Origin of the sequence: Posidoniimonas corsicana (assembly GCF_007859765.1) — a bacterium.
GTDB lineage: Bacteria > Planctomycetota > Planctomycetia > Pirellulales > Lacipirellulaceae > Posidoniimonas > Posidoniimonas corsicana.
In genome coordinates this window covers 3,827,704-3,850,433 of record NZ_SIHJ01000001.1, presented here as the reverse complement: position 1 = coordinate 3,850,433, position 22,730 = coordinate 3,827,704, and the positions used below count along the sequence as shown (strand labels likewise).

At 67.0% G+C, this 22,730-nt stretch carries 19 protein-coding genes; 17 read left to right on the top strand and 2 right to left on the bottom strand.

Going from position 1 to position 22,730, the window contains the following annotated elements:
* Nucleotides 1-93 precede the first annotated feature (93 nt).
* Together KOR34_RS14795 and KOR34_RS14790 are read left to right on the top strand one after the other, a co-directional pair.
* A complete protein-coding gene (locus KOR34_RS14795; protein WP_146565328.1) occupies nucleotides 94-1,002 on the top strand; it encodes an Fpg/Nei family DNA glycosylase in 909 nt (302 codons plus the stop codon).
* Between the two features lie 173 nt (nucleotides 1,003-1,175).
* On the top strand, nucleotides 1,176-1,688 hold the full coding sequence (locus KOR34_RS14790) for a hypothetical protein (RefSeq protein WP_146565327.1): 513 nt from the start codon (nucleotides 1,176-1,178) through the stop codon (nucleotides 1,686-1,688).
* A gap of 93 nt (nucleotides 1,689-1,781) precedes the next feature.
* Here KOR34_RS14790 and KOR34_RS14785 read toward each other — a convergent pair whose 3' ends face one another.
* A complete protein-coding gene (locus tag KOR34_RS14785; RefSeq protein WP_146565326.1) occupies nucleotides 1,782-2,153 on the bottom strand; it encodes a PRC-barrel domain-containing protein in 372 nt (123 codons plus the stop codon).
* 95 nt (nucleotides 2,154-2,248) lie between these two features.
* Between KOR34_RS14785 and KOR34_RS26740 the strand changes: the two genes are divergently transcribed.
* From KOR34_RS26740 to KOR34_RS14765, 5 genes are all read left to right on the top strand, one after another.
* Nucleotides 2,249-2,398, top strand: a complete 150-nt coding sequence (locus KOR34_RS26740) for a hypothetical protein (protein WP_197531423.1) — start codon at nucleotides 2,249-2,251, stop codon at nucleotides 2,396-2,398.
* A gap of 29 nt (nucleotides 2,399-2,427) precedes the next feature.
* A complete protein-coding gene (gene pdxH, locus KOR34_RS14780) occupies nucleotides 2,428-3,084 on the top strand; it encodes a pyridoxamine 5'-phosphate oxidase (RefSeq protein WP_146565325.1) in 657 nt (218 codons plus the stop codon).
* A 266-nt stretch (nucleotides 3,085-3,350) separates the two neighbouring features.
* On the top strand, nucleotides 3,351-5,753 hold the full coding sequence (locus tag KOR34_RS14775) for a PSD1 and planctomycete cytochrome C domain-containing protein (RefSeq protein ID WP_228714617.1): 2,403 nt from the start codon (nucleotides 3,351-3,353) through the stop codon (nucleotides 5,751-5,753).
* A 24-nt stretch (nucleotides 5,754-5,777) separates the two neighbouring features.
* Nucleotides 5,778-7,223, top strand: a complete 1,446-nt coding sequence (locus tag KOR34_RS14770) for a DUF1501 domain-containing protein (RefSeq protein WP_146565323.1) — start codon at nucleotides 5,778-5,780, stop codon at nucleotides 7,221-7,223.
* An 85-nt stretch (nucleotides 7,224-7,308) separates the two neighbouring features.
* Nucleotides 7,309-8,127 (top strand): SDR family NAD(P)-dependent oxidoreductase, encoded by an 819-nt coding sequence (locus KOR34_RS14765; protein WP_146565322.1) that lies wholly within the window; start codon nucleotides 7,309-7,311, stop codon nucleotides 8,125-8,127.
* A gap of 27 nt (nucleotides 8,128-8,154) precedes the next feature.
* Here the strand turns inward: KOR34_RS14765 and KOR34_RS14760 are convergent, their stop codons facing one another.
* Nucleotides 8,155-9,162 (bottom strand): hypothetical protein, encoded by a 1,008-nt coding sequence (locus KOR34_RS14760; protein ID WP_146565321.1) that lies wholly within the window; start codon nucleotides 9,160-9,162, stop codon nucleotides 8,155-8,157.
* Between the two features lie 345 nt (nucleotides 9,163-9,507).
* On the opposite strand from KOR34_RS14760, the gene KOR34_RS14755 reads away from it, so the two are divergent.
* From KOR34_RS14755 to KOR34_RS14710, 10 genes are all read left to right on the top strand, one after another.
* A complete protein-coding gene (locus KOR34_RS14755) occupies nucleotides 9,508-10,164 on the top strand; it encodes a DUF2513 domain-containing protein (RefSeq protein ID WP_146565320.1) in 657 nt (218 codons plus the stop codon).
* Between the two features lie 137 nt (nucleotides 10,165-10,301).
* Nucleotides 10,302-10,853 (top strand): hypothetical protein, encoded by a 552-nt coding sequence (locus tag KOR34_RS14750; protein ID WP_146565319.1) that lies wholly within the window; start codon nucleotides 10,302-10,304, stop codon nucleotides 10,851-10,853.
* A gap of 259 nt (nucleotides 10,854-11,112) precedes the next feature.
* Complete coding sequence (locus KOR34_RS14745; protein WP_146565318.1) at nucleotides 11,113-12,804, top strand: GspE/PulE family protein; 1,692 nt, start codon at nucleotides 11,113-11,115, stop codon at nucleotides 12,802-12,804.
* Between the two features lie 484 nt (nucleotides 12,805-13,288).
* Nucleotides 13,289-14,398 carry a type IV pilus twitching motility protein PilT gene (locus KOR34_RS14740; RefSeq protein WP_146565317.1) on the top strand — a complete coding sequence of 370 codons (1,110 nt, stop codon included), beginning with the start codon at nucleotides 13,289-13,291 and terminating at the stop codon, nucleotides 14,396-14,398.
* A 90-nt stretch (nucleotides 14,399-14,488) separates the two neighbouring features.
* Nucleotides 14,489-16,207 carry a GspE/PulE family protein gene (locus KOR34_RS14735; RefSeq protein WP_146565316.1) on the top strand — a complete coding sequence of 573 codons (1,719 nt, stop codon included), beginning with the start codon at nucleotides 14,489-14,491 and terminating at the stop codon, nucleotides 16,205-16,207.
* Between the two features lie 79 nt (nucleotides 16,208-16,286).
* Nucleotides 16,287-17,618, top strand: a complete 1,332-nt coding sequence (locus KOR34_RS14730) for a type II secretion system F family protein (protein WP_146565315.1) — start codon at nucleotides 16,287-16,289, stop codon at nucleotides 17,616-17,618.
* 62 nt (nucleotides 17,619-17,680) lie between these two features.
* A complete protein-coding gene (locus KOR34_RS14725) occupies nucleotides 17,681-18,736 on the top strand; it encodes a prepilin-type N-terminal cleavage/methylation domain-containing protein (protein WP_146565314.1) in 1,056 nt (351 codons plus the stop codon).
* Nucleotides 18,733-19,797, top strand: coding sequence for a type II secretion system protein (locus KOR34_RS14720; RefSeq protein WP_146565313.1), 1,065 nt, complete (start codon nucleotides 18,733-18,735; stop codon nucleotides 19,795-19,797). The genes KOR34_RS14725 and KOR34_RS14720 overlap by 4 nt, the downstream gene beginning before the upstream one ends.
* A 1-nt stretch (nucleotide 19,798) precedes the next feature.
* Complete coding sequence (locus tag KOR34_RS14715; RefSeq protein WP_146565312.1) at nucleotides 19,799-21,163, top strand: prepilin-type N-terminal cleavage/methylation domain-containing protein; 1,365 nt, start codon at nucleotides 19,799-19,801, stop codon at nucleotides 21,161-21,163.
* A 58-nt stretch (nucleotides 21,164-21,221) separates the two neighbouring features.
* Nucleotides 21,222-22,727, top strand: coding sequence for a hypothetical protein (locus KOR34_RS14710; RefSeq protein ID WP_146565311.1), 1,506 nt, complete (start codon nucleotides 21,222-21,224; stop codon nucleotides 22,725-22,727).
* Nucleotides 22,728-22,730 lie beyond the last annotated feature (3 nt).

Sequence of the window (22,730 nt, the reverse complement as noted above, 5' to 3'; positions counted from 1 at the left end):
CGGGCGGGTTTTATCATTGCAGGCGGTGGGTAGTTCACCGGCGTCGCCGGCTGGGTGACAATGGGGAGGTCCTCCCCATGCTCTCCAGCCGCCATGCCCGAACTCCCAGACGTGATTGTCTACCGCGAGGCGCTCGAGCGGCTCTGCGTCGGCCAACGGCTGGCGCGGGTCGACCTGAAGAGCCCGTTCTTGGTCCGCACGTTTGAGCCGGACCTGCAAGGGCTCGCAGGCCAGCAGTTGACAGGCGTGGAGCGACTCGGCAAGCGGCTGGTGTTGCGGATGGAGCAGGGGCAGCTGATCGTGCTGCACCTGATGATCGCGGGCCGCTTGCACGTCAGGAAGCCGGGCGCCCGGCCCAAGTCGAAAACCGACCTGGCGGCGTTTCACTTTGGTGGAGCCGGCGACCAGATCGAGCAGACCCTCTTCTTCACCGAGGCCAGCCCCAAGAAGCGGGCTTCGATTCACGTGCTGGCGGACGACAGCGGCTTGCGTGCGTTCGATCGGGGGGGCCTGGATGTGCTCTCCGCCACGCCCGCCGAGTTCCGCGAACGCCTGCTGTGCGAGAACCACACGCTGAAGCGGTCGCTGACCGACCCGCGGCTGTTCGATGGCATCGGCAACGCGTACAGCGATGAGATCCTGCACCGCGCCCGCTTGTCGCCACTGAAGTGGACCACCCGCCTATCAGCAGACGAGGCCGACACGCTCGGCGCAGCCTGCCGAGAGGTGATGCTCGAATGGATCGAGCGGCTCCGCGCTGAGGCAGCGGAGGGCTTCCCGGAGAAGGTGACCGCCTTCCGGAAGGAGATGGCCGTTCACGGCCGGTTTGGCGAGCCGTGCCCTGTCTGCGGCGCACCGGTGCAACGGATCCGCTACGCCGACAACGAGACTAACTACTGCGCCGGCTGCCAGACCGGCGGCCGCCTGCTGGCCGACCGGTCGCTCTCTCGCCTGCTGAAGGACGACTGGCCAAAGTCGCTGGACGAGCTCGAGGGCCCGTGACCGGCTCGGCTGGCGACTGCTGTTTGGCATGCGAGATGCCTGTTTCTCCCTTGGTGCTTGCAGCCGCCGTCAGTGGTCAATCTGGCCGGGCGCCCCTATGAACTCCTGGGCGGCGTCACGCGTGCGGCTGCCGACGCCGATTGGATAAGGTCACCCCACAGTGAGGCTCTGCCATGCAACCTGAACTAGAAGAAGCCACTCGTCGCGACGGCATGATCGCCGTTTTCGAAGAGCCGCATAACGCTGAGGAGGCGTACCGCCGCGTGCACGATGACCCGGCGGGGATTGATGTGCGGCTCATCAGCAACGAGGACGAAGTGCGGCCAATCCTGCTGACGCCCCGCGAACCCCAGGTGACGCGAGCTCACGCCATTGCCATCGGCGTGGCAATAGGCGCCACCGTCGGCTTAGCCGCGGGTCTGTTGGTGGGGATGGCCGGCGTGCTGAGCCAACTCCCTTCGTTCGCTGCGCCGGCAATCGGCGCGATCCTCGGCGTGCTGGTCGGCTCGACCACCGCTGGGCTCGGCTTCCCACCCTACCGCGACGACAGCGAGGCGGAACTCTCCCACTACATAGAGAACGGGAACACGCTGCTGCTTGCGTTGGGAAATCGCTCGCAGCTCAAACGCGTAAAGCGACTGATCCGCCGGGCTCGCCCGGCGACGCTTATCGAGCCTTCGGCCTAGTTGGGATGCGTGCGTCAGCCCAATTGGAATGAAATGAATAAGGTAGCCGCCGGCGATGATCGCCGGCGGCTTTCGCGTTCAGTTTCACAGAATCTACCGATCAAGCTCCCAGTACGGGCGTGTCTGGTAGAAGTCGTGAACGGATTTGCCGTAGGTTGGGTCTGCCATGTCGGGCCAGTCGTCCTGATCGAAGCCGGGCGCGTTTTCCAGCTTCTCTTTCGACACGTCCAGCACCAGTGCGTGGTGCTCGGTGTCAATCTCCATGGCGTTCCAAGGCACCGCGAACAGCTTGTCGCCAATGCCAAGGAACCCGCCGACCGACACGACCACGTAGGCGATGCGTCCGCTATCGACGTCCAGCATTATCTCCTTGACGGAGCCGACGTTCTCGCCCGCTCGGTTGTTGACGTTGTCGCCGATCAGCGTCCCGGCGGAGAGTGTTCGGCGATTGGTAAGCGTAGCCATCGTGCTCCTCCTGATAGTATTCGCGTGCTGGCGTCGCACGCGGGTTGTAAACCTCGCCAACTCCTCTAAGGCAAATACCGGACCGGATCGTCCAGATGGCGGCTGCAAGCGCGGAGTGGAACGCGAACGGACTGGTTAACGACGTGCAACGGCCTCGGATGAGCTGCGAGGCGTCAGGCTGGCACTCGGCCAAGCTGAATGTCCAGTTCTCACAGACCGGCGCCCGCGCTATGATGGTCGGGTAGCAACCATTGAATCGCATACGGAGTAACAGATGGGCGTCTCTCCTTCTCTGGCCGAGATGCGTCGGCACTACCAGCAGGACGGCCTGCACAAGCGGGACTGCGCCGCCTGCCCCACCGAGCAGCTCAAACGTTGGCTGCACGAGGCCCAGGAGTGCTCGCCCGGAGATTGGTTTGAGGTGAACGCGATGTCGCTGGCGACCAGCACTCCCGATGGCGACGTCACCTCGCGGGTCGTGCTGCTCAAGGGGCTCGACACGGACGGCCTTCGCTTCTTCACCAACTACTCTTCAGAGAAGGGTCGGCAACTAGCCGAGAACCCGCGGGCGGCGCTGAACTTCTTCTGGCCGCACCTTGAGCGCCAGGTCCGCGTGGCTGGATCGGTCACCAAGGTAGCGCGCGAGGTCTCGTTGGAGTACTTCCGGTCGCGGCCGCGCGGCAGCCAGCTGGGCGCCGTCGCGTCGGCGCAGTCGCAAGTGGTGGCCAGCCGCGAGGTGCTCGAGGCCCGGCTCCACGAGTTGGAAGCCGAGTGCTCTGCGCAGGACGTGCCGTTGCCGGACGACTGGGGGGGCTACTGCCTGGCGCCCGCGGTGTTCGAGTTCTGGCAGGGCCGCCCGGACCGGTTGCACGACAGGTTGCGGTATACCCTGGCAGACGACGTCTGGCGTCTGGAACGCGTATCGCCCTAGATTCTCCGGAAGAGTGGCCGAATCGTGCACGTGCGGCGTGCAAAGATTCGTGCTTCTCGGTGATTTTTACGTTAAGATCCAGGCTCCAGACCGCCATATAACGCAAGACCAGCGTTTGTCCTGCCCTGTTTCGTAGCGATCCCCTCGCTCCTCCCCAGCGTGCGATTTACCCCGCTACGCCCGCGGCTTAGGGGGCGCTCGCAGCCTTACCCGCGGAGAGATTGCCGATGACCGGTTGTCGGAGAGCCGCCGCGACGCTTCCCTCGATGATCCTGGCCCTGTTGTTGGCCCTCGCTCCGGCGTCGGCGGTGCGGGCGCAGGTTGATTCTGAGGTGAGCTTCGCGAACGACATCCAGCCGATCCTGGCGCGGCGTTGCTACGCCTGCCACGGCCCCGACGACCAGTCCAGCGGCCTCGCCCTGCACGAACGCGAGCTGGCCATCGCCGAGGCCGACTCGGGCGAGCACGCCATTGTGCCCGGCGATGCTGACGCGAGCACGCTAATCGCGCGGGTCGCCTCGCACGACGAATTCGAACGGATGCCCCCCGAGGGCGAGCCGCTCGACGACTCCGAGATCGACCTGCTGCGGCGGTGGATCAATGGCGGCGCCGAGTGGTCCAAGCACTGGGCGTTCGAGCCGATGAAGAGCCCCGCGGTCCCCGAGGTCGGTCAGAAAGCGTGGTCCCAGAACCCGATCGACGCGTTCATCGCTGCGCGGCTCGACAAGAACGGCCTCTCGCCCTCGCCGCCAGCCGACAAACACACGCTGGCCCGCCGCGTCTACTACGGCGTAACCGGCATGCCGCCCACCGCCGAGCAGCTCGCCGCGTTCACGGCTGACGATTCGCCGGGAGCTTGGGGCAACCTAGTCGGCAAGCTGCTCGCCTCCCAGCATTACGGCGAACACTGGGCCCGGCACTGGCTCGACCTGGTCCGATACGCAGAAACCAACAGCTTCGAGCGTGACGCGCAGAAACCCAACGCCTGGAAGTACCGTGACTATGTCATCCGCTCCCTCAACGACGACAAGCCCTACGACCAGTTCCTCCGTGAGCAGCTAGCCGGGGACGAGCTGGACGAGGTCACCGAGGAGACGATTACCGCCACCGGCTATTACCGCCTGGGCATCTGGGACGACGAGCCCGCCGACCCGCTGCAGGCCCGGTTCGACGGCTGGGACGACATCATCTCCACCACCGGCCAGGTGATGCTGGGCCTCACGGTTGGCTGCGCCCGCTGCCACGACCACAAGATCGACCCGATCCCGCAGGCGGACTACTACGGCATGCTCGCCTTCTTCGCGGATGTCACTCCGTACGGCGACCGCGGCGATCAGCAGACCAACAGCCAATGGGTGATGGAGTCGCCCGACCTGTCGGCCAAGCGGAAGAAGCTGCAGCGCGCGATGGGCCGCACCCAGCGCGAGCGGGTGTCGATGGAGGAAGTTGGCATCAAGCGGATGGACGCGCCCGACCAACGCCGCAGCGAGGGGCCCGAGCGCAAAGCCCTGCTGGACGAGAAGCTGGAGCAGTTCCTCAACGAGTCCGAGTGGGAGCAGTACCAGGCGACCCGCCGCAAGCAGCGCGACCTCCGCCGCCAGCTCCGCGAGCTGCCCGCCTCCGAGGCGATCATGGCGCTGGCCACCTGCATCCCCCAGCCGGAGCCGACCCACATCATGCTGCGGGGCAACCCGCACTCGCCGGGCGACGAGGTGCAGCCGCACTTCCCCGAGCTGTTCGGTCAGCCCGCACCGCAGATCCCCGCCGCCACAGCCGACGCCCGATCCGCCGGACGCCGGCGGGTGCTGGCCGACTGGATCGCCTCGCCGGACAACATGCTCACCGCCCGCGTGATGGTGAACCGCATCTGGCAGCACCACTTCGGGCGTGGCATTGTGCGGTCTACCAACAACTTCGGCCAGCTCGGCACGCCGCCCACCCACCCGGACCTGCTGGACTGGCTCGCGCAGTATCTGATCGACAACGACTGGCGGCTCAAGCCGCTGCACGAGCTGATCCTCACGTCGCGGGCGTACCAGATGTCCTCGGCTGCCCAGCCCGAGGCGCTCGCCGCCGACCCCACCAACGACCTGCTGTGGCGGTTCGACATGCGGCGGCTGCACTCCGAGGAGATCCGCGACTCGCTGTTGGTGGTGACCGACAAGTTCAACCCGCAGATGTACGGCCCCAGCTTCTACCCGCGGCTGTCGGCGGAGGTGTTCGCCACGCAGTCGCGGCCCGGGGAAGGGTGGGGCGAGTCGTCGGACGAGGACGTCGCCCGCCGCAGCGTGTACATGTATATCAAGCGTTCGCTGCTGCCGCCGTTCCACACCGCGTTCGACTTCCCGGACGTCGACATCAGCTGCGAGGCCCGCTTTGTCACCATTCAGCCCGGGCAGGCGCTGACGATGCTCAACGGCGACTACGCCAACTTGGCGGCCGGCCGGCTGGCCGACCGGGTCGAAGAGCGGGCCGGCGGCGACCCGCGCCGGCAGGTGGAGTCCGCCATCCAGATCACCCTCAACCGCCCTGCGGAAGAAGACGAGGTGATCGAGGGGCTGGCCCTGCTGGACCGCCTCCGTGGCGAGCACGGGCTGAACGACCGCCAGGCCCTGCACCAGTGGTGCCTGACGGTGATAAACCTGTCGGAGTTCATCTTCCTCGACTGACCGAGGCTCAGCACGAGAGCACGCATGACAGCGCACAAGAAACAACGCGACTTCTGCGGCCGCACCCGCCGCGAGTTTGTCTGGGAGACCGGCTGCGGCTTCGGCGCCGCGGCCCTGACCGGCATGCTCGCCAAGGACGGGCTGGCCCGCACCGCCGGCGAGAACCCGCTGGCGCCCGAGCCGCCGAAGGTCGCCGGCACGGCCAAGAGCGTGATCTTCCTGTTCATGTACGGCGGGCCGAGCCACATCGACACGTTCGACTACAAGCCGTCGATGGTCGGCATGGACGGCAAGACCATCGCCGTGAAGACCTTCGGCCGTGGCGGGCACAAAAACGAGGGCCGCATTGTCGAGCCGCGGTGGAAGTTCCAGCAGCGCGGCGAGTGTGGCAAGTGGGTCAGCGACCTCTACCCCCACCTGGGCGGCTGCGTCGACGACATCGCGTTCCTGCACTCCATGACCGCCGAGTCGCCGATCCACGGCTCGGCCATGCTGATGATGAACTCGGGCAAGCTGCAGAGCGGCAGCCCGGCGATGGGGTCGTGGGTCAACTATGGGCTGGGCAGCGTCAACGAGAACCTGCCCGGGTTCGTTGTGATGCTGGACGAGACCGGCGGCCCGATCAGCGGCGCCAAGAATTGGGCCAGCGGCTACATGCCGGCCAGCTACGCCGGCACGGTGTTCCGCGCCGAGGGCTCGCCGATCAACGACCTGCACCTGCCGGGCGGCGTGACCCGCCCCATGCAGCGGGACGTGCTCGACTCGCTCCGCCGGCTTAACGAACGGCACCTGGCGATGCGGCCCGACAACACGGACCTATCGTCGCGGATCTCGTCCTACGAGCTGGCCTTCAAGATGCAGCAGGAGGCGCCCGAAACGGTTGACCTCAGCCAAGAGACCGAGGCCACCCGCGAGATGTACGGCCTCAACGACAAGGAGACCAACCCGTTCGGCACGCGGTGCCTGCTCGCCCGGCGGATGGTGGAGCGGGGCGTGCGTTTCATCCAGGTCTACTCCGGCGGCGCCCACAACGACGACAACTGGGACGCGCACGGCGACCTGATCAAGAACCACGGCCGGCTGGCCAAGGCGACCGACCAGCCGATCGCCGCGCTGCTCAAGGACCTCAAGCAGCGCGGCCTGCTGGACGAGACCCTCGTCGTGTGGGGCGGGGAGTTCGGCCGCCAGCCCACCGCCGAGTACGCGGTGGGCACCGGCCGCGACCACAACTCCTACGGCTTCACCATGTGGATGGCCGGCGGCGGGATCAAGGGCGGCATCAGCGTCGGCTCGACCGACGAGATCGGCGCCCGCGCCGTGGAGGACCCGTACCACGTCAAGCGGCTGCACGCCACGGTGCTGCAGCAGCTGGGCCTGGACCCCAACGGGCTGACCTACTTCTTCCGTGGCCTGGATCAGAAGCTGGTGGGTGTTGAACACACCGAGCCGATCCACGAGATTATCGCGTAGCCGCCGCCGGTCGGCCCTCCGCCCCTCCCACGCACGCGCGGATGATCCGCGGCGTCCTTCCACACGACTCTACCCAGGCGACTTCATGGCATCTGACGATACATTCCGACTCGATGGCCGCGTGGCCCTGGTCACCGGCAGCACCCGTGGCCTGGGCAAGCAGATCGCGGTCGACCTGGCCAAGGGCGGCGCGGGGGTGGCGATGAACTACGCCAACAGCCGCGAGACCGCCGAGGCCGCCTTCGCCGACCTGCAGGCCGTGACCGACCAGTGCTGCCTGGTGCAGGGCGACGTCACCGACGCGGCCGAGGTCGAGCGGATGTGCCGCGAGGTCGCCGACCAGCTCGGGCCGATCGACGTGCTGGTCATCAACGCCACGTGCGCCCAGCCGGAGCTGCCCATCGAGGAGTACGACTGGGACTTCTACCAGCGGATGCTCGACTTCTTCGTGAAGAGCCCCGTGCTGTTCACCAAGGCGTGCCTGCCGCACATGAAGGAGCAGGGCTGGGGCCGCATCATCCACATCACCAGCGAGGTGCTCGCGATGGCCAACGCGCCGTTCAGCGCGTACGTCGCGGCCAAGGGGGGCCAGACCGGTTTGGCGCTGAGCTGCGCCCGCGAGCTGGCCGACACCGGCGTGACGGTCAACATGATCGCCCCCGGCTGGATCCCGGTCGAACGGCACGCCGACGCCCCCAACGAGGCCAAGGAAGGCTACAAGGCGAATGTCCCGGCGGGGCGGATGGGCGTGCCGTCGGATGTCTCGCCGGCGGTGCGGTACCTGGCGAGCAACGGGTCGCAGTTTGTCACCGGTCAGACGATCTCCGTGAACGGCGGCAACAGCGTGCTGCGGAGCGTCGTCGGCGAGACCGCCCACGCGTTCAGCGTGGACGGCCCCGCTTGATACATCAAGCAGGCCACCCCCGCGGCCCTACTTGGCGACCGTCCCGCCCTCTCCGATCCGCAGCGCCTTGGCGGCCACCTGCAGCTGCTGCGCGTCGAGGTAGCGGAGGGTCGCGAGCTCCCGGATCGGCGTCAGCGTCGCCACGGCCCGGTCAACGGCGGGACGCATCAGCGCGACCTCCAGCAGCACCTTCCTCAGGTTCTCGAATTCGCCCTCGGCGTTGATCACCTCGCCCCGCAGGTCGGTCAGCACGTCGAGCGCCTCGACCGCGCGGCTGGACCGGTCCGGCGCGTCGAGCAGCCGCGACTGCAGCGACTCGTACCGGGCGAGGCCCTGCTCGGCCTCGTCGACCCGCTGGGCGACCAGCCGGCTGGCGATGGCGTCGAACCGCGCGACCGCGTCGGCGGCGTTGGGCGTCTCGCGGGACGCGACCAGCAGCCGCTGCTGCAGCGCGGTCAGGTCCTCGCTGGCGGCGTGGGCGTCCTCGATCATGCCCCGCGACTCCACCATGTTGGCGCACAGCGCCCGCATCCGCTCGGCGGCGCTGGCGGCGGCGGTGATCTGCCGCTCGGCCGCGACGAGGCGGGTCTCGAGCTTGGCGGCGTCGTCCAGGGCCGCCTCGGCGGCGCCCAGCAGCTCGCGGTGCTCGGCGATCCGCTGCAGGGTCCGCTGGGCCAGGTCCTCGGACGTGGCCAGCAGCGAGATCTGGCGGGTCTGGCCGGCGAGCCGGCGGTTGAGGGCCTCGATCTCTTCCAGCGCGGCGGCCGCCTGAGCCGCGGCGTCGCGCTGCTGGGCAAGGTTGGCGAGCAGCCCCGCGCCCTGTCCGGCGGCGTCGGCTTCTTTGACAAGCCGCGCCACGCGGTTCTGCATGCAGGACATCGACCGGCGCATCGACTGCACTTGGTCGGCCATCGGCTTCACACACGCGAAGTAGCCGACCGCCATCGCGACCAGCAGGATGGCGAGCACCCCGTTGTTCGTGAGGCCCGGTTCGGGCAGCGGGGCGGGCTCGTGTGCGTCGAGGTGGGCTTGCACGGTCAGATCTCCTATCTGCTCTGCGACTGGCGCCGCCTGGCTGGCGACTCAACTCCATTTGCCTAGACAACGCTATCGACAGACTCTTTGTACCCGCCCAGGATTCGCTAGCAGGCTGGCGCTGCCGGACCAACCGGACGAACCCCGACGTCCGGATGTAGCGGCCGCGCCGGCCGCCGCGCAACCACCGCCGCCAGCCGGGTGGGCGCCGGGGGGCCAACTTCTTCCCAAACCGATATTGACCCCCCCTTCCGCTTCGGGGCATCATTCGGCATCGACGCTGAATTCCCCGTGCCGGGCGGACGCCCGGTCTGACCCGAAGTAGTGCGTACGGAGACGCCACCCATGAAACGCGACCTCGACCTGGCCCGCCAGCTGCTGTTCGATATCGAAGCCCACGGCCCCAACTGCGCGCTCAGCACGCTCCGCGCCGGCGCCACCGAGGCGGCCGACGAGAGCGTCCGCTACCAGCTCCGCCTGCTGATCGACGCGCAGCTAGTCAAGGAGATTGATCGCAACGGCGCCGGCGTGCCGTGCGTCCGCCTGACCAACGCCGGTCACGAGCTCCTGGAACTCGCCCGCAGCGACGCCCGCTGGCACGACGCGCGGCGGTGCGTGGCCGAGGCGTCTGGCGGCGAGTCGTTGACCGTGATCCGCGCGATCCTGACTAAGTGGGCGGTGGACGCCGCCGCGCGTGGCGACCGCTACGCCCACCGCTGGCGTCGGCCGGTCTACCACCGCATCGACCGCCCGCGCCGCTACGCCGGCTACCTGGCCGACCGCGCGGTAGTGGACGAGGACCGCGTCGAGGTGGTCCGCCCGCGCCCCGAACGCCGCGGCTACCGCACCCGCGTGGAGTACGGCGACTGGCGCGAACGCTTCGACTGGCGTGACGCCTACGACTACGACGTCTACGGGCCCCGTGGTTTCGAGCCCGCCGAGTACGACTCCGCGCTCGACGAGACGTCGCTTGGCGTCTCGCTGCCGGTGTACATGGTCTAACGAACTGAGGACGGACGTTAGCGATTGTGGGAACCCAATGGCGCCCCGGTGGCAATCTGGCCACCGGGGCCATTGTGTTCCTGGGCCGGGCGGCCGGCCAATCGGACGCAGAATCAATTAAGGGCAGGGGAGCACGGATGGCGTACTACAAGCATGTCGTGGTGGGGCTGATTGTGGCGACCGGTTTGGCGGCGGGCCTCCGAGCGGGGGATCCGCAGCCGCCCGCGTCGAACCAGCTCGGCCCCTCGGACGAGGCGTTCCTGCTCCAGGCTCGGGAGTCGATCGGAGGGCTGACGCCGGAATGGAGGGACGATCACGCGACGAACCCAGGCGCCTTTCAAAAGGCGCTCCGGAACGCTGCCAACGAGCGTCCAAAGCCCCAGCCCCAGACCTTCCCTCAGAGGGCCGCGAGCTGGCCAAACGCCCAACCTGGGCCGTCAGCCTGGCCCCAGCCCGCCTGGCACGACCAACCCCACCACCCGGCGGCCCCGGTTCAGGCCCGCTGGAGGACGCTGCTGGACGTTTCGTGCGAGCTCGACCGCCTGGCCAGCGATCTCGAGCGGCAGGAGTTCTGGGACCAGGCCGATCCGGTGCGTCAGGCCGCGGTTACGCTCCGCAAGCAGGCCCGCCAGCTCGCCGAACGGGGCGACGCCACTCATCGCGACCCGGGCCCGCAGCCCGCGGAATAATCGGGACAGCCCGACCGACCCAACTCCCGCTCGGCCCTCCCCACGCCCCGGTTCGTTGACGCCTGGCCCTGCTGCCATTACTCTAGGCAGGGTAGGGGGTTAGGTCGCGCGCCCCAGGTGCGCCCCGCCCCCTGCCGGGAATCGGTAGTGGGGCGCGCCGCGATCCTTCTCTCCCGGGCGGAACTCCTCGGCGGAACAGGCAAAACCACGGCGCGTGCTGCGCGCCTTTCAATCAGCATCGCTGCAAAGAGCCAAGCGTATGAACCTCGGTGACTTCCTTATTGACAAGGGCTTGATCAGCCAGGAGCAGCTGTCCGAGGCCAAGGGCATCGCCAAGGGCAAGGGCGACAAGGTCCAGGACGTGCTGGTGGAGCTGGGTTACGTCTCGGCCGAGCAGGTGATGCAGGCGCTGGCGGACCTGAACCACTACGAGTTCTTCGACCTGCGGGACGTGCCGATCCCCCCGTCCGTGGTGGAACTGGTGCCCGAGTCGGTCGCCCGTGAGAACTTCATCATCCCGCTCGCCGAGGAGGATGACGCCCTCAAGGTGCTGGTCAGCGACCCCAACGACATCGAGACCATCGACAAGCTGCAGTTCATCCTGAACCGCAAGATCAACATCGCGCTCGCCACGAAAGAAAGCATCGTCGAGGCGATTAACCGCAACTACGGCCAGATGGGCGACGAGTCGGCCGACTCGATGCTGCAGGAGTTCACCGACACCGCGATCGACTTCACCGAAACCGAGACCGAGTCGGACGAGGAAGACGACGACGTCGACGAGGCCAGCGCCCCGATCGTCCGCCTGGTCCAGCTAATGATCTCCGAGGCGGTGCAGCTGCGGGCCTCCGATATTCACGTGGAGCCATTCGAGGACCGCGTGCGGATCCGCTACCGGATCGACGGCGTGCTGGTGGAGCGTGACAGCCCGCCCCGCCGCCTGCTGGGCGCCCTGCTGTCCCGCATCAAGATCTTGGCCAAGATGGACATCGCCGAGCGGCGGCGCACCCAGGACGGCCGCATCAAGATCACCGCTGGCGGTAAGGAGCTCGACCTGCGGGTCAGCATGCTGCCGACCAACCACGGCCAGAGCTGCGTGATGCGGCTGCTGGACAAGGACAACATCAAGGTTGGCGTGCGGCAGCTCGGCCTCTCGGAGAAAGACTTTGCGACGTTCCGCAACCTAATCCGGCGCCCCAACGGCATCCTGCTGGTGACCGGGCCCACTGGTTCCGGAAAGACCACCACCCTGTACGCGGCGATGAACGAGCTCAACCGGCCCGACCGGAAGATCATCACCGCCGAGGACCCGGTCGAGTACTACCTGCCAGGCATCAATCAGGTCGAGGTGAAGCACAGCATCGGGCTCGACTTCGCGATGATCATCCGGGCGATGCTGCGGCAGGCACCGAACGTCATCCTGGTGGGTGAGATGCGAGATTACGAGACCGCATCGATGGGTATCCAGGCCTCACTTACTGGACACTTGGTTTTCAGTACGCTGCACACGAACGATGCGCCCGGCGCCGTGACGCGAATGGTCGACATGGGCGTCCCCGCCTACCTGGTGGCAGGAAGTGTCGTGGCGGTTATGGCCCAACGTTTGGTCCGCGTCGTTTGCTCAAAGTGTAAACAACCGTACACCCCAACCGACAACGAACTTGCGGCTGCTGGCATCACGCCAGAGATGGCCGCGTCGGCCACCTTCATGAAGGGGCGGGGGTGCAATCACTGCGGCGGCGGCGGCTACCGCGGTCGTATCGGCGTGTACGAGTTGATGCTCATGACCTCCGCGATCCGGGAGCTGGCGTTCAAGGGCGCGTCCACCCAGGAGATCAAGAAGGTTGCCATAAAGAACGGCATGACAACCCTTTACGACGACGCGGTCAGCAAGGTGCTGAGCGGCATCACGACCCTCGAAGAGGTGTTCCGCGTCACCAAAAAGGACTAACCGGCGGGCGTGGCCGCCTCTGGGTTGCAAAGCGACCAGCGCTGCGGCGAGCCGGGGGCGGACCGACCTTGCGGCGGCGGATTTGGACTCTGGCGGCGTCGAATGACCCACGGGCGAAGCGGTGCGGAGAGGCGAAACAGTGTGTTGAAAGTGGTCGGGAGGACGGCCGGCCGCGGCGGGCGGAAAGATTGAGTTTGCGAGACTGCTAGCGAATAATGGCTGTGCCGACCAACGGTCCGGCCTCGCTTGCTTCTCATACGAATCACGGTCCAGATCGCTAAGACGAGGACCTAAGCGTAGGCTCTGGTTAACGTTACGGCGGCATTGTCGCGCTAGGCAGTCTTTTCAGGGGCCGCTGCCATCGCCGACACCGGAACAGAACAGACTACCGGGCGACCGTCTTACCGTGGTGCTGCGCCAGCGGGCTCTGATGAGCCGCGCCGCGACACCGCTTTTCAGTGGTTGCTTTAGGAAGTCACGGGTTATGGGCACAATCCTCATCGATAAGCTGCTCTCTGCTGTGGTTAAGCAGGGGGCGAGCGACCTGCACATCACCGTCGGCCAGCCGCCGGTGCTGCGCATCAGCGGTCGCATGCAGAAGCTCAAGACGAAGGTCTTGGAGCCGAGCGACACCATGGCGCTGATGAAGAGCATCACGCCGGATCGGTGCCAGCAGGAATTCCAAGAGACCGGCTCCACCGACTTCGGCTTCGCCTTCGGCGACGAGGCCCGCTTCCGTGTGTCGGTGTTCCGCCAACGCGGCCTGTGCGCGATGGTGCTGCGGCAGATCCCGGTCGACCTGTGGACGATGGACCAGCTGGGCATCCCGGAGATCTTCAAGAAGCTGGTGATGCGGCCCCGCGGCCTGATCCTGGTGACCGGCCCGACCGGCTCGGGTAAGTCGACCTCGCTGGCGGCGATGGTCGACTTCATCAACGAGAACGTCGACCACCACATCATCACGATCGAAGACCCGATCGAGTTCCAGCACAACCACAAGAAATCGACCATCAACCAGCGCGAGGTCGGGACGGACGTCACCTCGTTCGCCGAGGCGATCCGCCGTGCGCTGCGACAGGACCCGGACGTGATCCTGGTCGGCGAGATGCGAGACCTCGAGACCATCGAGGCCGCCATCACCGCGGCCGAGACGGGCCACATCGTGTTCGGCACGCTGCACACCTCCAGCGCGGCGGGCACCATCAACCGCATCATCGACATCTTCCCGACCAACCAGCAGGAGCAGATCCGCACCCAGCTGGCCTCGTCGATCATTGGGATTATGTGTCAGCAGCTGCTCAAGAAGCAGGGCGGCGGGCGGGTCGCGGCCCACGAGGTGCTGGTCGTGACGCCGGGCATCGGCAACCTGATCCGCGAGAACAAGATCTTCCGCATCACCTCCAGCATCCAGACCGGCGCCAAGCACGGCATGAAGCTGCTGGACGACCACATCTTCCAGCACTGGCAGAACGGGCTGGTGAGCCAGGAGGACGCGATCGCCAAGTGCAACACCCCCGACGAGCTGCTCAAGCGGATGGCGGCCGCCGAGCGGGGCATGTTCGACGACCCCAACGCCGAGCCCGACGAAGACTAACGCCCGCGGGCGGAATGCGGCAGGCGGAACACAGCGATTCAAGCACACGACGATTCAACACTAGCGACGACCCAAGCGAGTTAACCCACCATGGCAATGCGGCGTCTTGGCCAGATCCTGGTCGACATGGGATTTATCACCGACGAGCAGCTCGAGCTGATCGTCGATGAGCAGAAGCAGCACCACGGTCAGCTGATCGGCCGGGTCGCCATGGACATGGGCCTGATCAACGAGGATCAGCTCGTCCAGGCGCTCGCCGAGCAGATGTCGCTGCAGACGGTCTCAGCTCACGAGGTGACCATCGAGAAGGACGTGCTCGGCATGGTGACCGAGCCGATGGCGCAGATGTACCGCATCATCCCCATCGCCTTTGAGAACGACACCCTCACGGTCGCGATGTGCGACCCGCAGAACCTGAGCGTGCAGGACGAGCTCCGCACGTTCTTGGGCTGCCAGATCCGGGTGGTGGTCTCGAGCGAGCCGTCGATCAACGCCGCGCTCGAGCGCTACTACGGAGAGAACACCGAGAGCGTCGAGAGCCTGGTGGAGAGCCTCGAGGACGACACCGAGCTGGCCGCCGCCGCCGCCGCGCTCGAGGCCGAGGGCCCGATCGACCTGACCAGCGTCGAGGCGTTGGCCGACAGCGCCCCGGTCCGCAAGCTGCTGAACATGGTGCTGCTGCTGGCCATCAAGGACCACGCCAGCGACCTCCACTTCGAGCCGTTCGAGGACGAGTTCCGCATCCGCATCAAGGCGGACGGCGTGCTGTACGAGATGGTCCCGCCGCCCCGCCACCTGGCGTTCGCCATCACCACCCGCATCAAGGTGATGGCCAACCTCGACATCGCCGAGCGGCGCCTGCCGCAGGACGGCCGCATCGAGCTCACCGTCGGCGGCCACCCGGTCGACCTCCGCGTCAGCGTGCTGCCCACCATGTTCGGCGAGAGCGTGGTCATGCGGGTGCTCGACCGCTCGGTCGTCTCGCTCGACCTCGCCAACGTCGGGCTGGACGATGACACCATGGCCAAGTTCCGCCAGGTGATCCGCAAGCCCAACGGCATCTGCCTGGTGACCGGCCCCACCGGCTCCGGCAAGACCACCACGCTCTACTCGGCGCTGAGCGAGCTCAACACGGTCGAGGACAAGCTGATCACCACCGAGGACCCGGTCGAGTACGACATCGACGGCATCGTGCAGGTGCCGATCGACTCGTCGATCGGCAACACGTTCGCGTCGTGCCTGCGGGCCATCCTGCGTCAGGACCCGGACAAGATCCTGGTGGGCGAGATCCGCGACCTCGAGACCGCCGAGATCGCGGTCCAGGCCTCGCTGACCGGCCACCTGGTGTTCAGCACGCTGCACACCAACGACGCGCCCAGCACCATCACCCGCCTGAAGGACATGGGCGTGCCGACGTTCCTGATCACCGCCACGGTCGAGGCGATCCTCGCCCAGCGGCTGGTCCGCCGCGTCTGCAAGCAGTGCCGCGAGGTGCACGAGCCGTCGCAGGAGGTGCTGGACGACCTGGAGCTGACCGCCGCCGACGTGGCCGACAAGAAGTTCTACCGCGGCGCCGGCTGCGAGCTCTGCAACAACACCGGCTACAAGGGCCGCGCCGGCCTGTTCGAGCTGATGATCATGACCCCCGAGCTGGGCGACCTGATCATGGAGAACGCCCAGACCGAGGAGATCCGCAACCTGGCCGAGAAGCAGGGCATGGTCACGCTCCGCAAGGCCGGCCTGGCGGCCGCCTTCTCCGGCGTCACGAGCTGCGAGGAAGTCATCCGCGAGACCATCCTGGAAGCCTAACAACGAGCTCCTCGCCCCGCTGGGTGAGGGCGTCAACGAGAGCTAACGGCCAACCGCCAACCGCCAAGAGCCTAGATCGATGCCAACTTTTCAGTTCGAAGCGATGGACGCCACGGGCGCCGAGATCAAAGACGTGATCGACGCGCCGACCGAGGAAGAAGCGCAGGCGACAATCCGGCAGATGGGCTACTTCGTGACCAAGATCTCGGTCAAGAAGAGCCGCAAGAAGGCCGAGGCGGCCGGCCCGGCCAAGAAGAAGCGGGGCTTTGTCTTCGGAGGCGTGAAGAGCAAGGACCTCACCGCGTTCACCCGGCAGCTCTCCATCCTGCAGGACGCCGGTCTGCCGATCCTCCGCAGCCTGCGGATCCTCTCCAACCAGGCCAAGCCGGGCCGGCTGAAGTACTCGCTCGAGGACACCTGCGACGAGATCGAGGCCGGCGCCACCCTCTCCGAGGCGATGGCCAAGAGCCCCAAGTGCTTCGACCGGTTGTACGTCAACATGATCAAGGCCGGCGAGGCCGGCGGCGCCCTGGAGCTCATCCTCCAGCGTCTGGCCGACTTCAAGGAGCGGGCCGAGTCGCTCAAGCGCAAGATCAAGGGCGCGATGATCTACCCGGTCATCGTGGTGACCGTGGCGGTGCTGATCCTGACCGGCATCATGATCTGGATCGTGCCCGCGTTTAAGCAGATCTTCACCGACTTCGGCCTCGACCTGCCGGCCGCCACGGTCGCGCTGATCGCGATCGCCGACTGGGTGAAGGAGTACTGGTACCTGATCCCGACCATCCCCACCAGCATCTGGCTGGGCGTCAAGCTGATCCGCAAGTTCAAGCAGGGCCGCATCGGCTGGGACCAGTTCGCCAACAAGGTGCCCATCTTCGGGCAGCTGGTTGAGAAGAACACGCTGGCCCGCACCACGCGGACGCTGGGCACGCTGGTGGCCAGCGGCGTCCCGATCCTCGAGGCGCTCAACATCACCCGCGACACGGCCGGCAACGCGTCGTTCGAGCGGATGTACCAGAAGATCTCCGACGCGATCCGCGAGGGCGAGTCGATCGCCAAGCCAATGAAAGAGAACGCCACGATGGGCCTGCACCCGGTCACGGCGTTCTTCTGGTTCGCGTTCGTCGGCGGGCCGATCGGCCTGCTGATCTACATGCTCAAGCTGCGGCAGCCCATCGTGAACGACCTGGTCGTGAACATGGTGGACGTCGGCGAGGAGACCGGCGAGCTCGACACCATGCTCTACAAGGTGGCCGACGTGTACGACGAGGAGGTCGCGGTGCTGACCGACAGCCTCACCAAGCTGATGGAGCCGCTGCTCATTATCTTCCTGGGCGGCGCGGTCGGCTTTATCGTCGTCGCGTTGTTCATCCCGCTGGTCAGCCTGATCCAGAACCTGTCCGGCTAGGGTAGACCGACCGCCAACAGCCATAGGCCAACAGCCACAACCCCGACCGAAGGAAGGTCGCTATGAACTCAAAACGACCCGCAACCCGCACCCCGCAGTCCGCATTCACGCTGGTCGAGCTGCTGGTGGTGATCACCATCATCGGTATCTTGATCGCGCTGCTGCTGCCGGCGATCAACATGGCGCGGATCGCCGCCCTGCGGGCGCGCATCTCGGGCGACGTCAACGGCGTGGCCGAGTCGATGGAGATCTTCGCCGGTGAGGTCGCCGGCAACGCCTACCCGCCGGACGCGATCACCGGGGCCGCAGGCGACTCGCGCGTCGACGCCACGCTCAAGACCGCCGTGCTAAACGACTTCAAGCGGTACTTCAAGAAGTGCTTCCCACGCCACCGCGAGAGCGACGCGCTGCTCGCCGCGATCGTCGGCATGGGCAGCGGCAACGCCAACCTCGAGGGGGGCATGTCGCCGGCCGAGGCGGTCATCTTCTGGCGTCAGCGGTTCAGCAGCGACGAACGGTACCCAATCTCGGGCGAGGGGGGGCCGGCCTTTATCGCCGACGGCGACCACCCCGAGGACCTCTCCAACCGCAACTGGATCGCCCGGCCCAACGACGCACGGCTCGGTCCGAAGGACGCCTCCTCATTCACTGGACGATTTATCACCTACCAAGAGCCGTTCGACCGCGACGGCGATGGCAACGCCGATAATCTGCAGATCAACTTCTGGCAGTACTTCCCCTCCGGATCAACCGAGCCGCTCGTCTACTTCGACGCGTCGCGCGGCATCCGGGACATCGCCCACCCCGGCCTGGCGAACCCGCTGTTCACGATCAAGAAGTTCCAGGCCGGCGCCGCCAACGTGCTGGAACTGAGGTCGCTACGCCCGGCCAACGAGGGCAAGTTCCAGGTGATGCACGCCGGCGTCGACGGCGAGTGGGGAGACAACTTCGAGCAGCTCTGCTTCGTCCCGCCGATCCAGCTACGCACCAATCCAGAGACGCCGATCGCGTCGGCGGCGCCAAGCCTGGTGGTCTACCCCGACGGCCCCTTCAACGGCGATATCGGCGACACCATCGTCAACTTCTCTGAGAACACCACGCTGGAAAACTCGCAGTGAACCACTCGGGCGGGACAATTCGGCGTACAGGCTTCACGCTGGTGGAGCTGCTCGTGACGATGGCCATCATCGCGATCCTGGCCAGCATGCTGCTGGGCGCGTCGACGCTGGCGATGAACACGGCCCGCGTGTCGCGCACCGAGTCGCTCGTCACGCGGCTGCACACGCTGCTGTCGCAGCACTACGACTCGTTCCGGCACCGCCGGGTGGAGCTGAACGACGCCACGCTGGCGGCGGTCGCTAGCTCCACCAACCGCAACGAGCTCGCCAAGGCGCGCCTGTTCGCAACGCGGGAGCAGCTCAAGATGGACCTGCCCGACCGCTGGAGCGACATCACGCTGCTGCCGGTCACCGCGTTGACGCAGTACCCCCAGAACGCGGCGGCCAACCCCACGTACCTGCGGCAGCGGTCGGCCATGTCGTCGATGTTCCTGCGGCGTTACAACCGGTCGATCCAGTCGCTGCAGGACAGCGGCGGCTCGGTCGAGGACCTGCTGGCCAACCAGGGCGCCGAGTGCCTGTACCTGATCGTCATGCTCGCCTGCGGCGACGGCGAGGCGGCCGGCCTGTTCAAGGAAACCGACATCGGCGACACCGACGGCGACGGCGCCCCCGAGTTCATCGACTCCTGGGGCAACCCGATCGAGTTCATCCGCTGGGCGCCCGGGTTCGACTCCGACGTGCAGCTCAGCTACGCGGGCCTGGACCGTATTGCCAGCAACCCGGCCATGATGGCGACCGAGGAAACGCCCAGCCCCACGCCAGAGCAGGCCGTGCAGCTCGCGGTGTCACGCGACCACGACCCGTTCGACCTGTTCCGTGTCGACACGTTCGCTGCGGGGGACGTCCCGAGCGGCTTCCGGCTGCTGCCGCTGATCTACTCGGCCGGGCCCGACCAGGAGTACGGCCTGATCCACCCCCAGGTGTTTGTCAACGTCAACAGCGACCCGTACGTCGACACCGACGGCGGCGCCGGCGCTCCCTACGAGTACTTCGGCGCCATCGCCGAACGCTCCGAGTCGACCGACAACATCCACAACCACCTGATCACCGGAAGGTAGCATGATTTCGGACTGCGGATTGCAGATTGCGGATTGTTGCGAGGGCGGCCGCTGTGCGCGGTTCAGTCCGCAGTCCGCAATCCGCAATCCCCGATCCGCCATGACCCTGGTCGAGCTCCTGGTGGTCATCACCATCATGGCGATCCTGCTGGGCGCGGCGATCCCGGTGATCGCGCCGGCCGACGACTCCCGCCGGCTCCGCGAGGCGGCCCGCGCGGTCAACACGTTCATCGCCGGCGCCAAGACCCGCGCCCGCGAGACCGGCCGCCCGTTCGGCGTGGCGTTCAAGAAGCTCTCCCGCGACACCGGCAGCGCCGAGGACAACGGCGTCTGCCTCGAGCTGTACTACGTCGAGCAGCAGCCCCCCTACGCGGGTTTCGATTCGAACTCGCGGGTAATGCTCTCGTACGACACAAACACCGCCGGCGTGTTGGTGCCCGGGCAAGTGAATGTCCGTTTCGTCACGCGCGGCGACATGAACGATCCGGTGCCGCTGCCACCTGGTTACGACATTGATCCGCTGCCGGCAGTCATCAGGGTTGGTGATCGCGTTCAGGTCGGCGATTTGCTTCTTGAATTCAACGACGAGACCAGCCCGCGGAACGATCAGGGTTTCTACACCGACACCGACTCAACAATGGGCGCGAAGGTCGTGTCCGGCAACCTGAACACGTTCCAGGTATCCGGAGGCCCCGCTCCAAACAGCGGCTATAGCCAGCTGCTGAACCTCGTCTATGACGGAAACGGGAATCGTGTCACCGATACTGCAACCTGGGCTGCGCCGTTCTGGACCGAGCCGCTCCGCTACAAGATCCTCCGCCAACCGACCAAGGCGTCGGGCGAACCGCTGCTGATGAACGAGAAGACCGCCATCGACCTCGAGGCCTCCGGCTTCGGCAGCGGGCTGCGGCTGCACGACCCGTACCGCACCGACTCGAGCGGCACGCCCACCCCCAACAACAACCCGGACGACGTGATCGTGATGTTCACGCCCGAGGGCGCGATGAACGAGGCCTACCTGAACGTGGCGCTGCAGGGCGCGGGCGCCGAGCGGACGCTGGTCAGCAGCAACCTGTTCCTGCTGGTGGGGCTGCGGGAGAACATTCCGGCGCCGGAAGACACGTTCGCCGGTTTCACCGGCAGCGACCGCGACAAGCAGGACCTGAAGGACACGTTCAACTGGCTCAACGGCGACGCCCGCTGGGTGGTGGTCGGCGCCCAGACCGGCGCGGTCGCCACGGTCGAGAACGCGTTCGTCGAGCCGACACAGTTCGCGGCGAACGCCAACGTGTCGCAGCGCCGCGACCTAGAGATCACCGCCGCCCGCGAGTTCGCCCGCCAGGCCGTCTCGCAGGGCGGCAAGTAGCGGATAGCGGGGAGCCGACAGGGGCGCAAAGAGACTCAGAGAAGCAATGGCTATTTTGATGAACAGACCCGGCGGACCGACAGCGGCGTGCAACACACGCGCGCCGCGGGACCGCTCCGCGCGGCGGCCCCTGCCCCGGCTCCGCTCGGCGTTCCCGCCCCGCAGCGCGATCACGCTGATCGAGGTGCTGATCTCGATGGGCGTGCTGACAATCGGCATCCTGGGCGTGGCGGCGCTGTTCCCGGTAGGCGCGTTCTACGCGCAGCGTGCCGAGGTGTCCGACCGCGCCGACGCCGCGGCCGCCGTCGCGCTGAACGACGCCGTCACCCGCGGCCTGGTCGACCCAGAGAACTGGGTCAGCTACGAGCTCGTCGATGGGGGCAGCCGGCCCAACCCGTGGGGCGGGGCGATCCGTCCGGGCAGCCGGGTCAACGGCACGTTTACCCGCCCCTTCGCAAAAGACCTCCGCGACCGGCTGGCCCACGCGACCTACCGCACGTGGAACACCGGTGGGACCAACCAGGTCGCGGCCTACCAGGCGCTCAACCACCACGCCGGGTCGCTGTTCTTTGTCGACCCGTTCGGCGTCGCGTCGGGCGTGAGCGGCCCGAACCAGTACACGAGCGCCGAGTCGCTCCGCACCGTTCCCGCGTCGACCCAGAGCTTCGCGCCGATCACCATGCTCAACCGGGTATGGTGGAGCCCGTGGCTGAGCACCGCGGCGATCAACCGCGTCAGCGTAGGCCGCCCGTCCGGCAACACGGTGTCGGGCGTGGCGCCCGTGCCGCTCGCGATGGCGGACGAGCTGGTCGCTATGAGCGACGACTTGGCCGTCGAACTCGGCGACCGCGCGGACCGGCCCGCCCAGCAGCGGGTGCTGACCTACAGCGGCGGGCCGCTCAGCCGACAGGCCGACCTGCACTACAGCTACCTCGTCAGCGTGGTGCCCCGCACGCCGGAGGGACGCGACGCGCTCGCCTACGGCGGCCGCGGCCAGGCCTACGACGTCACGGCCGTGGTGTTCAACCGCCGCCCACTCAACGCCTACAACCCAAGCGACGGTTTCGGCGGCGTCGAGACCCTCGCCCGCGCCGAGCGCACGTGCCTGGGGTCGGTGGTGTCGGGCGGCCCCAGCGGCGGCGAGCTGCGGCTGTTCACCCGCAGACAGACGCAGATCGACCAGTTCAGCAACACCCTCGCGGACAACCTGCCGTGGAAGGACCTCAAGGCCGGGCAGTACGTGATGGTGTACGGCCCAGACCCGAACTCAACGCCCGCGCGGCCGCTGCTGTACGCCCAGTGGTACCGCGTGGTCGCGCTCAACGACGACGACGCCAAGAAGGTCAGCGGGACGGTCTACCTCGGCCCGACGCTCGCGCTACGCGGGCCGGACTGGCCCTGGGCGGCCTCGACGCGCTCGCAGGTCGAGCCCGGCTTATCCGCAGACTACGGCGGCGATCCGTCGGTTGTGCAGGACGACCTCCGCGTCTTGATCCTTGACGGCGCAGTCGGCGCCTACACGCGCACCATGCGGCTCGAGGCCGGCACGGCCTGGGCCGACTGAGCG

Bases quoted from the DNA above. Each gene is read 5' to 3' on its own strand.
- KOR34_RS14715 (WP_146565312.1), top strand. From the start codon at position 19,799: ATGATTTCGGACTGCGGATTGCAGATTGCGGATTGTTGCGAGGGCGGC.
- KOR34_RS26740 (WP_197531423.1), top strand. From the start codon at position 2,249: ATGGCGGCTGCAAGCGCGGAGTGGAACGCGAACGGACTGGTTAACGAC.
- KOR34_RS14765 (WP_146565322.1), top strand. From the start codon at position 7,309: ATGGCATCTGACGATACATTCCGACTCGATGGCCGCGTGGCCCTGGTC.
- pdxH (WP_146565325.1), top strand. From the start codon at position 2,428: ATGGGCGTCTCTCCTTCTCTGGCCGAGATGCGTCGGCACTACCAGCAG.
- KOR34_RS14790 (WP_146565327.1), top strand. From the start codon at position 1,176: ATGCAACCTGAACTAGAAGAAGCCACTCGTCGCGACGGCATGATCGCC.
- KOR34_RS14730 (WP_146565315.1), top strand. From the start codon at position 16,287: ATGCCAACTTTTCAGTTCGAAGCGATGGACGCCACGGGCGCCGAGATC.
- KOR34_RS14740 (WP_146565317.1), top strand. From the start codon at position 13,289: ATGGGCACAATCCTCATCGATAAGCTGCTCTCTGCTGTGGTTAAGCAG.
- KOR34_RS14755 (WP_146565320.1), top strand. From the start codon at position 9,508: ATGAAACGCGACCTCGACCTGGCCCGCCAGCTGCTGTTCGATATCGAA.
- KOR34_RS14745 (WP_146565318.1), top strand. From the start codon at position 11,113: ATGAACCTCGGTGACTTCCTTATTGACAAGGGCTTGATCAGCCAGGAG.
- KOR34_RS14775 (WP_228714617.1), top strand. From the start codon at position 3,351: ATGATCCTGGCCCTGTTGTTGGCCCTCGCTCCGGCGTCGGCGGTGCGG.
- KOR34_RS14735 (WP_146565316.1), top strand. From the start codon at position 14,489: ATGGCAATGCGGCGTCTTGGCCAGATCCTGGTCGACATGGGATTTATC.
- KOR34_RS14725 (WP_146565314.1), top strand. From the start codon at position 17,681: ATGAACTCAAAACGACCCGCAACCCGCACCCCGCAGTCCGCATTCACG.
- KOR34_RS14710 (WP_146565311.1), top strand. From the start codon at position 21,222: ATGAACAGACCCGGCGGACCGACAGCGGCGTGCAACACACGCGCGCCG.
- KOR34_RS14770 (WP_146565323.1), top strand. From the start codon at position 5,778: ATGACAGCGCACAAGAAACAACGCGACTTCTGCGGCCGCACCCGCCGC.
- KOR34_RS14785 (WP_146565326.1), bottom strand. From the start codon at position 2,153: ATGGCTACGCTTACCAATCGCCGAACACTCTCCGCCGGGACGCTGATC.
- KOR34_RS14795 (WP_146565328.1), top strand. From the start codon at position 94: ATGCCCGAACTCCCAGACGTGATTGTCTACCGCGAGGCGCTCGAGCGG.
- KOR34_RS14750 (WP_146565319.1), top strand. From the start codon at position 10,302: ATGGCGTACTACAAGCATGTCGTGGTGGGGCTGATTGTGGCGACCGGT.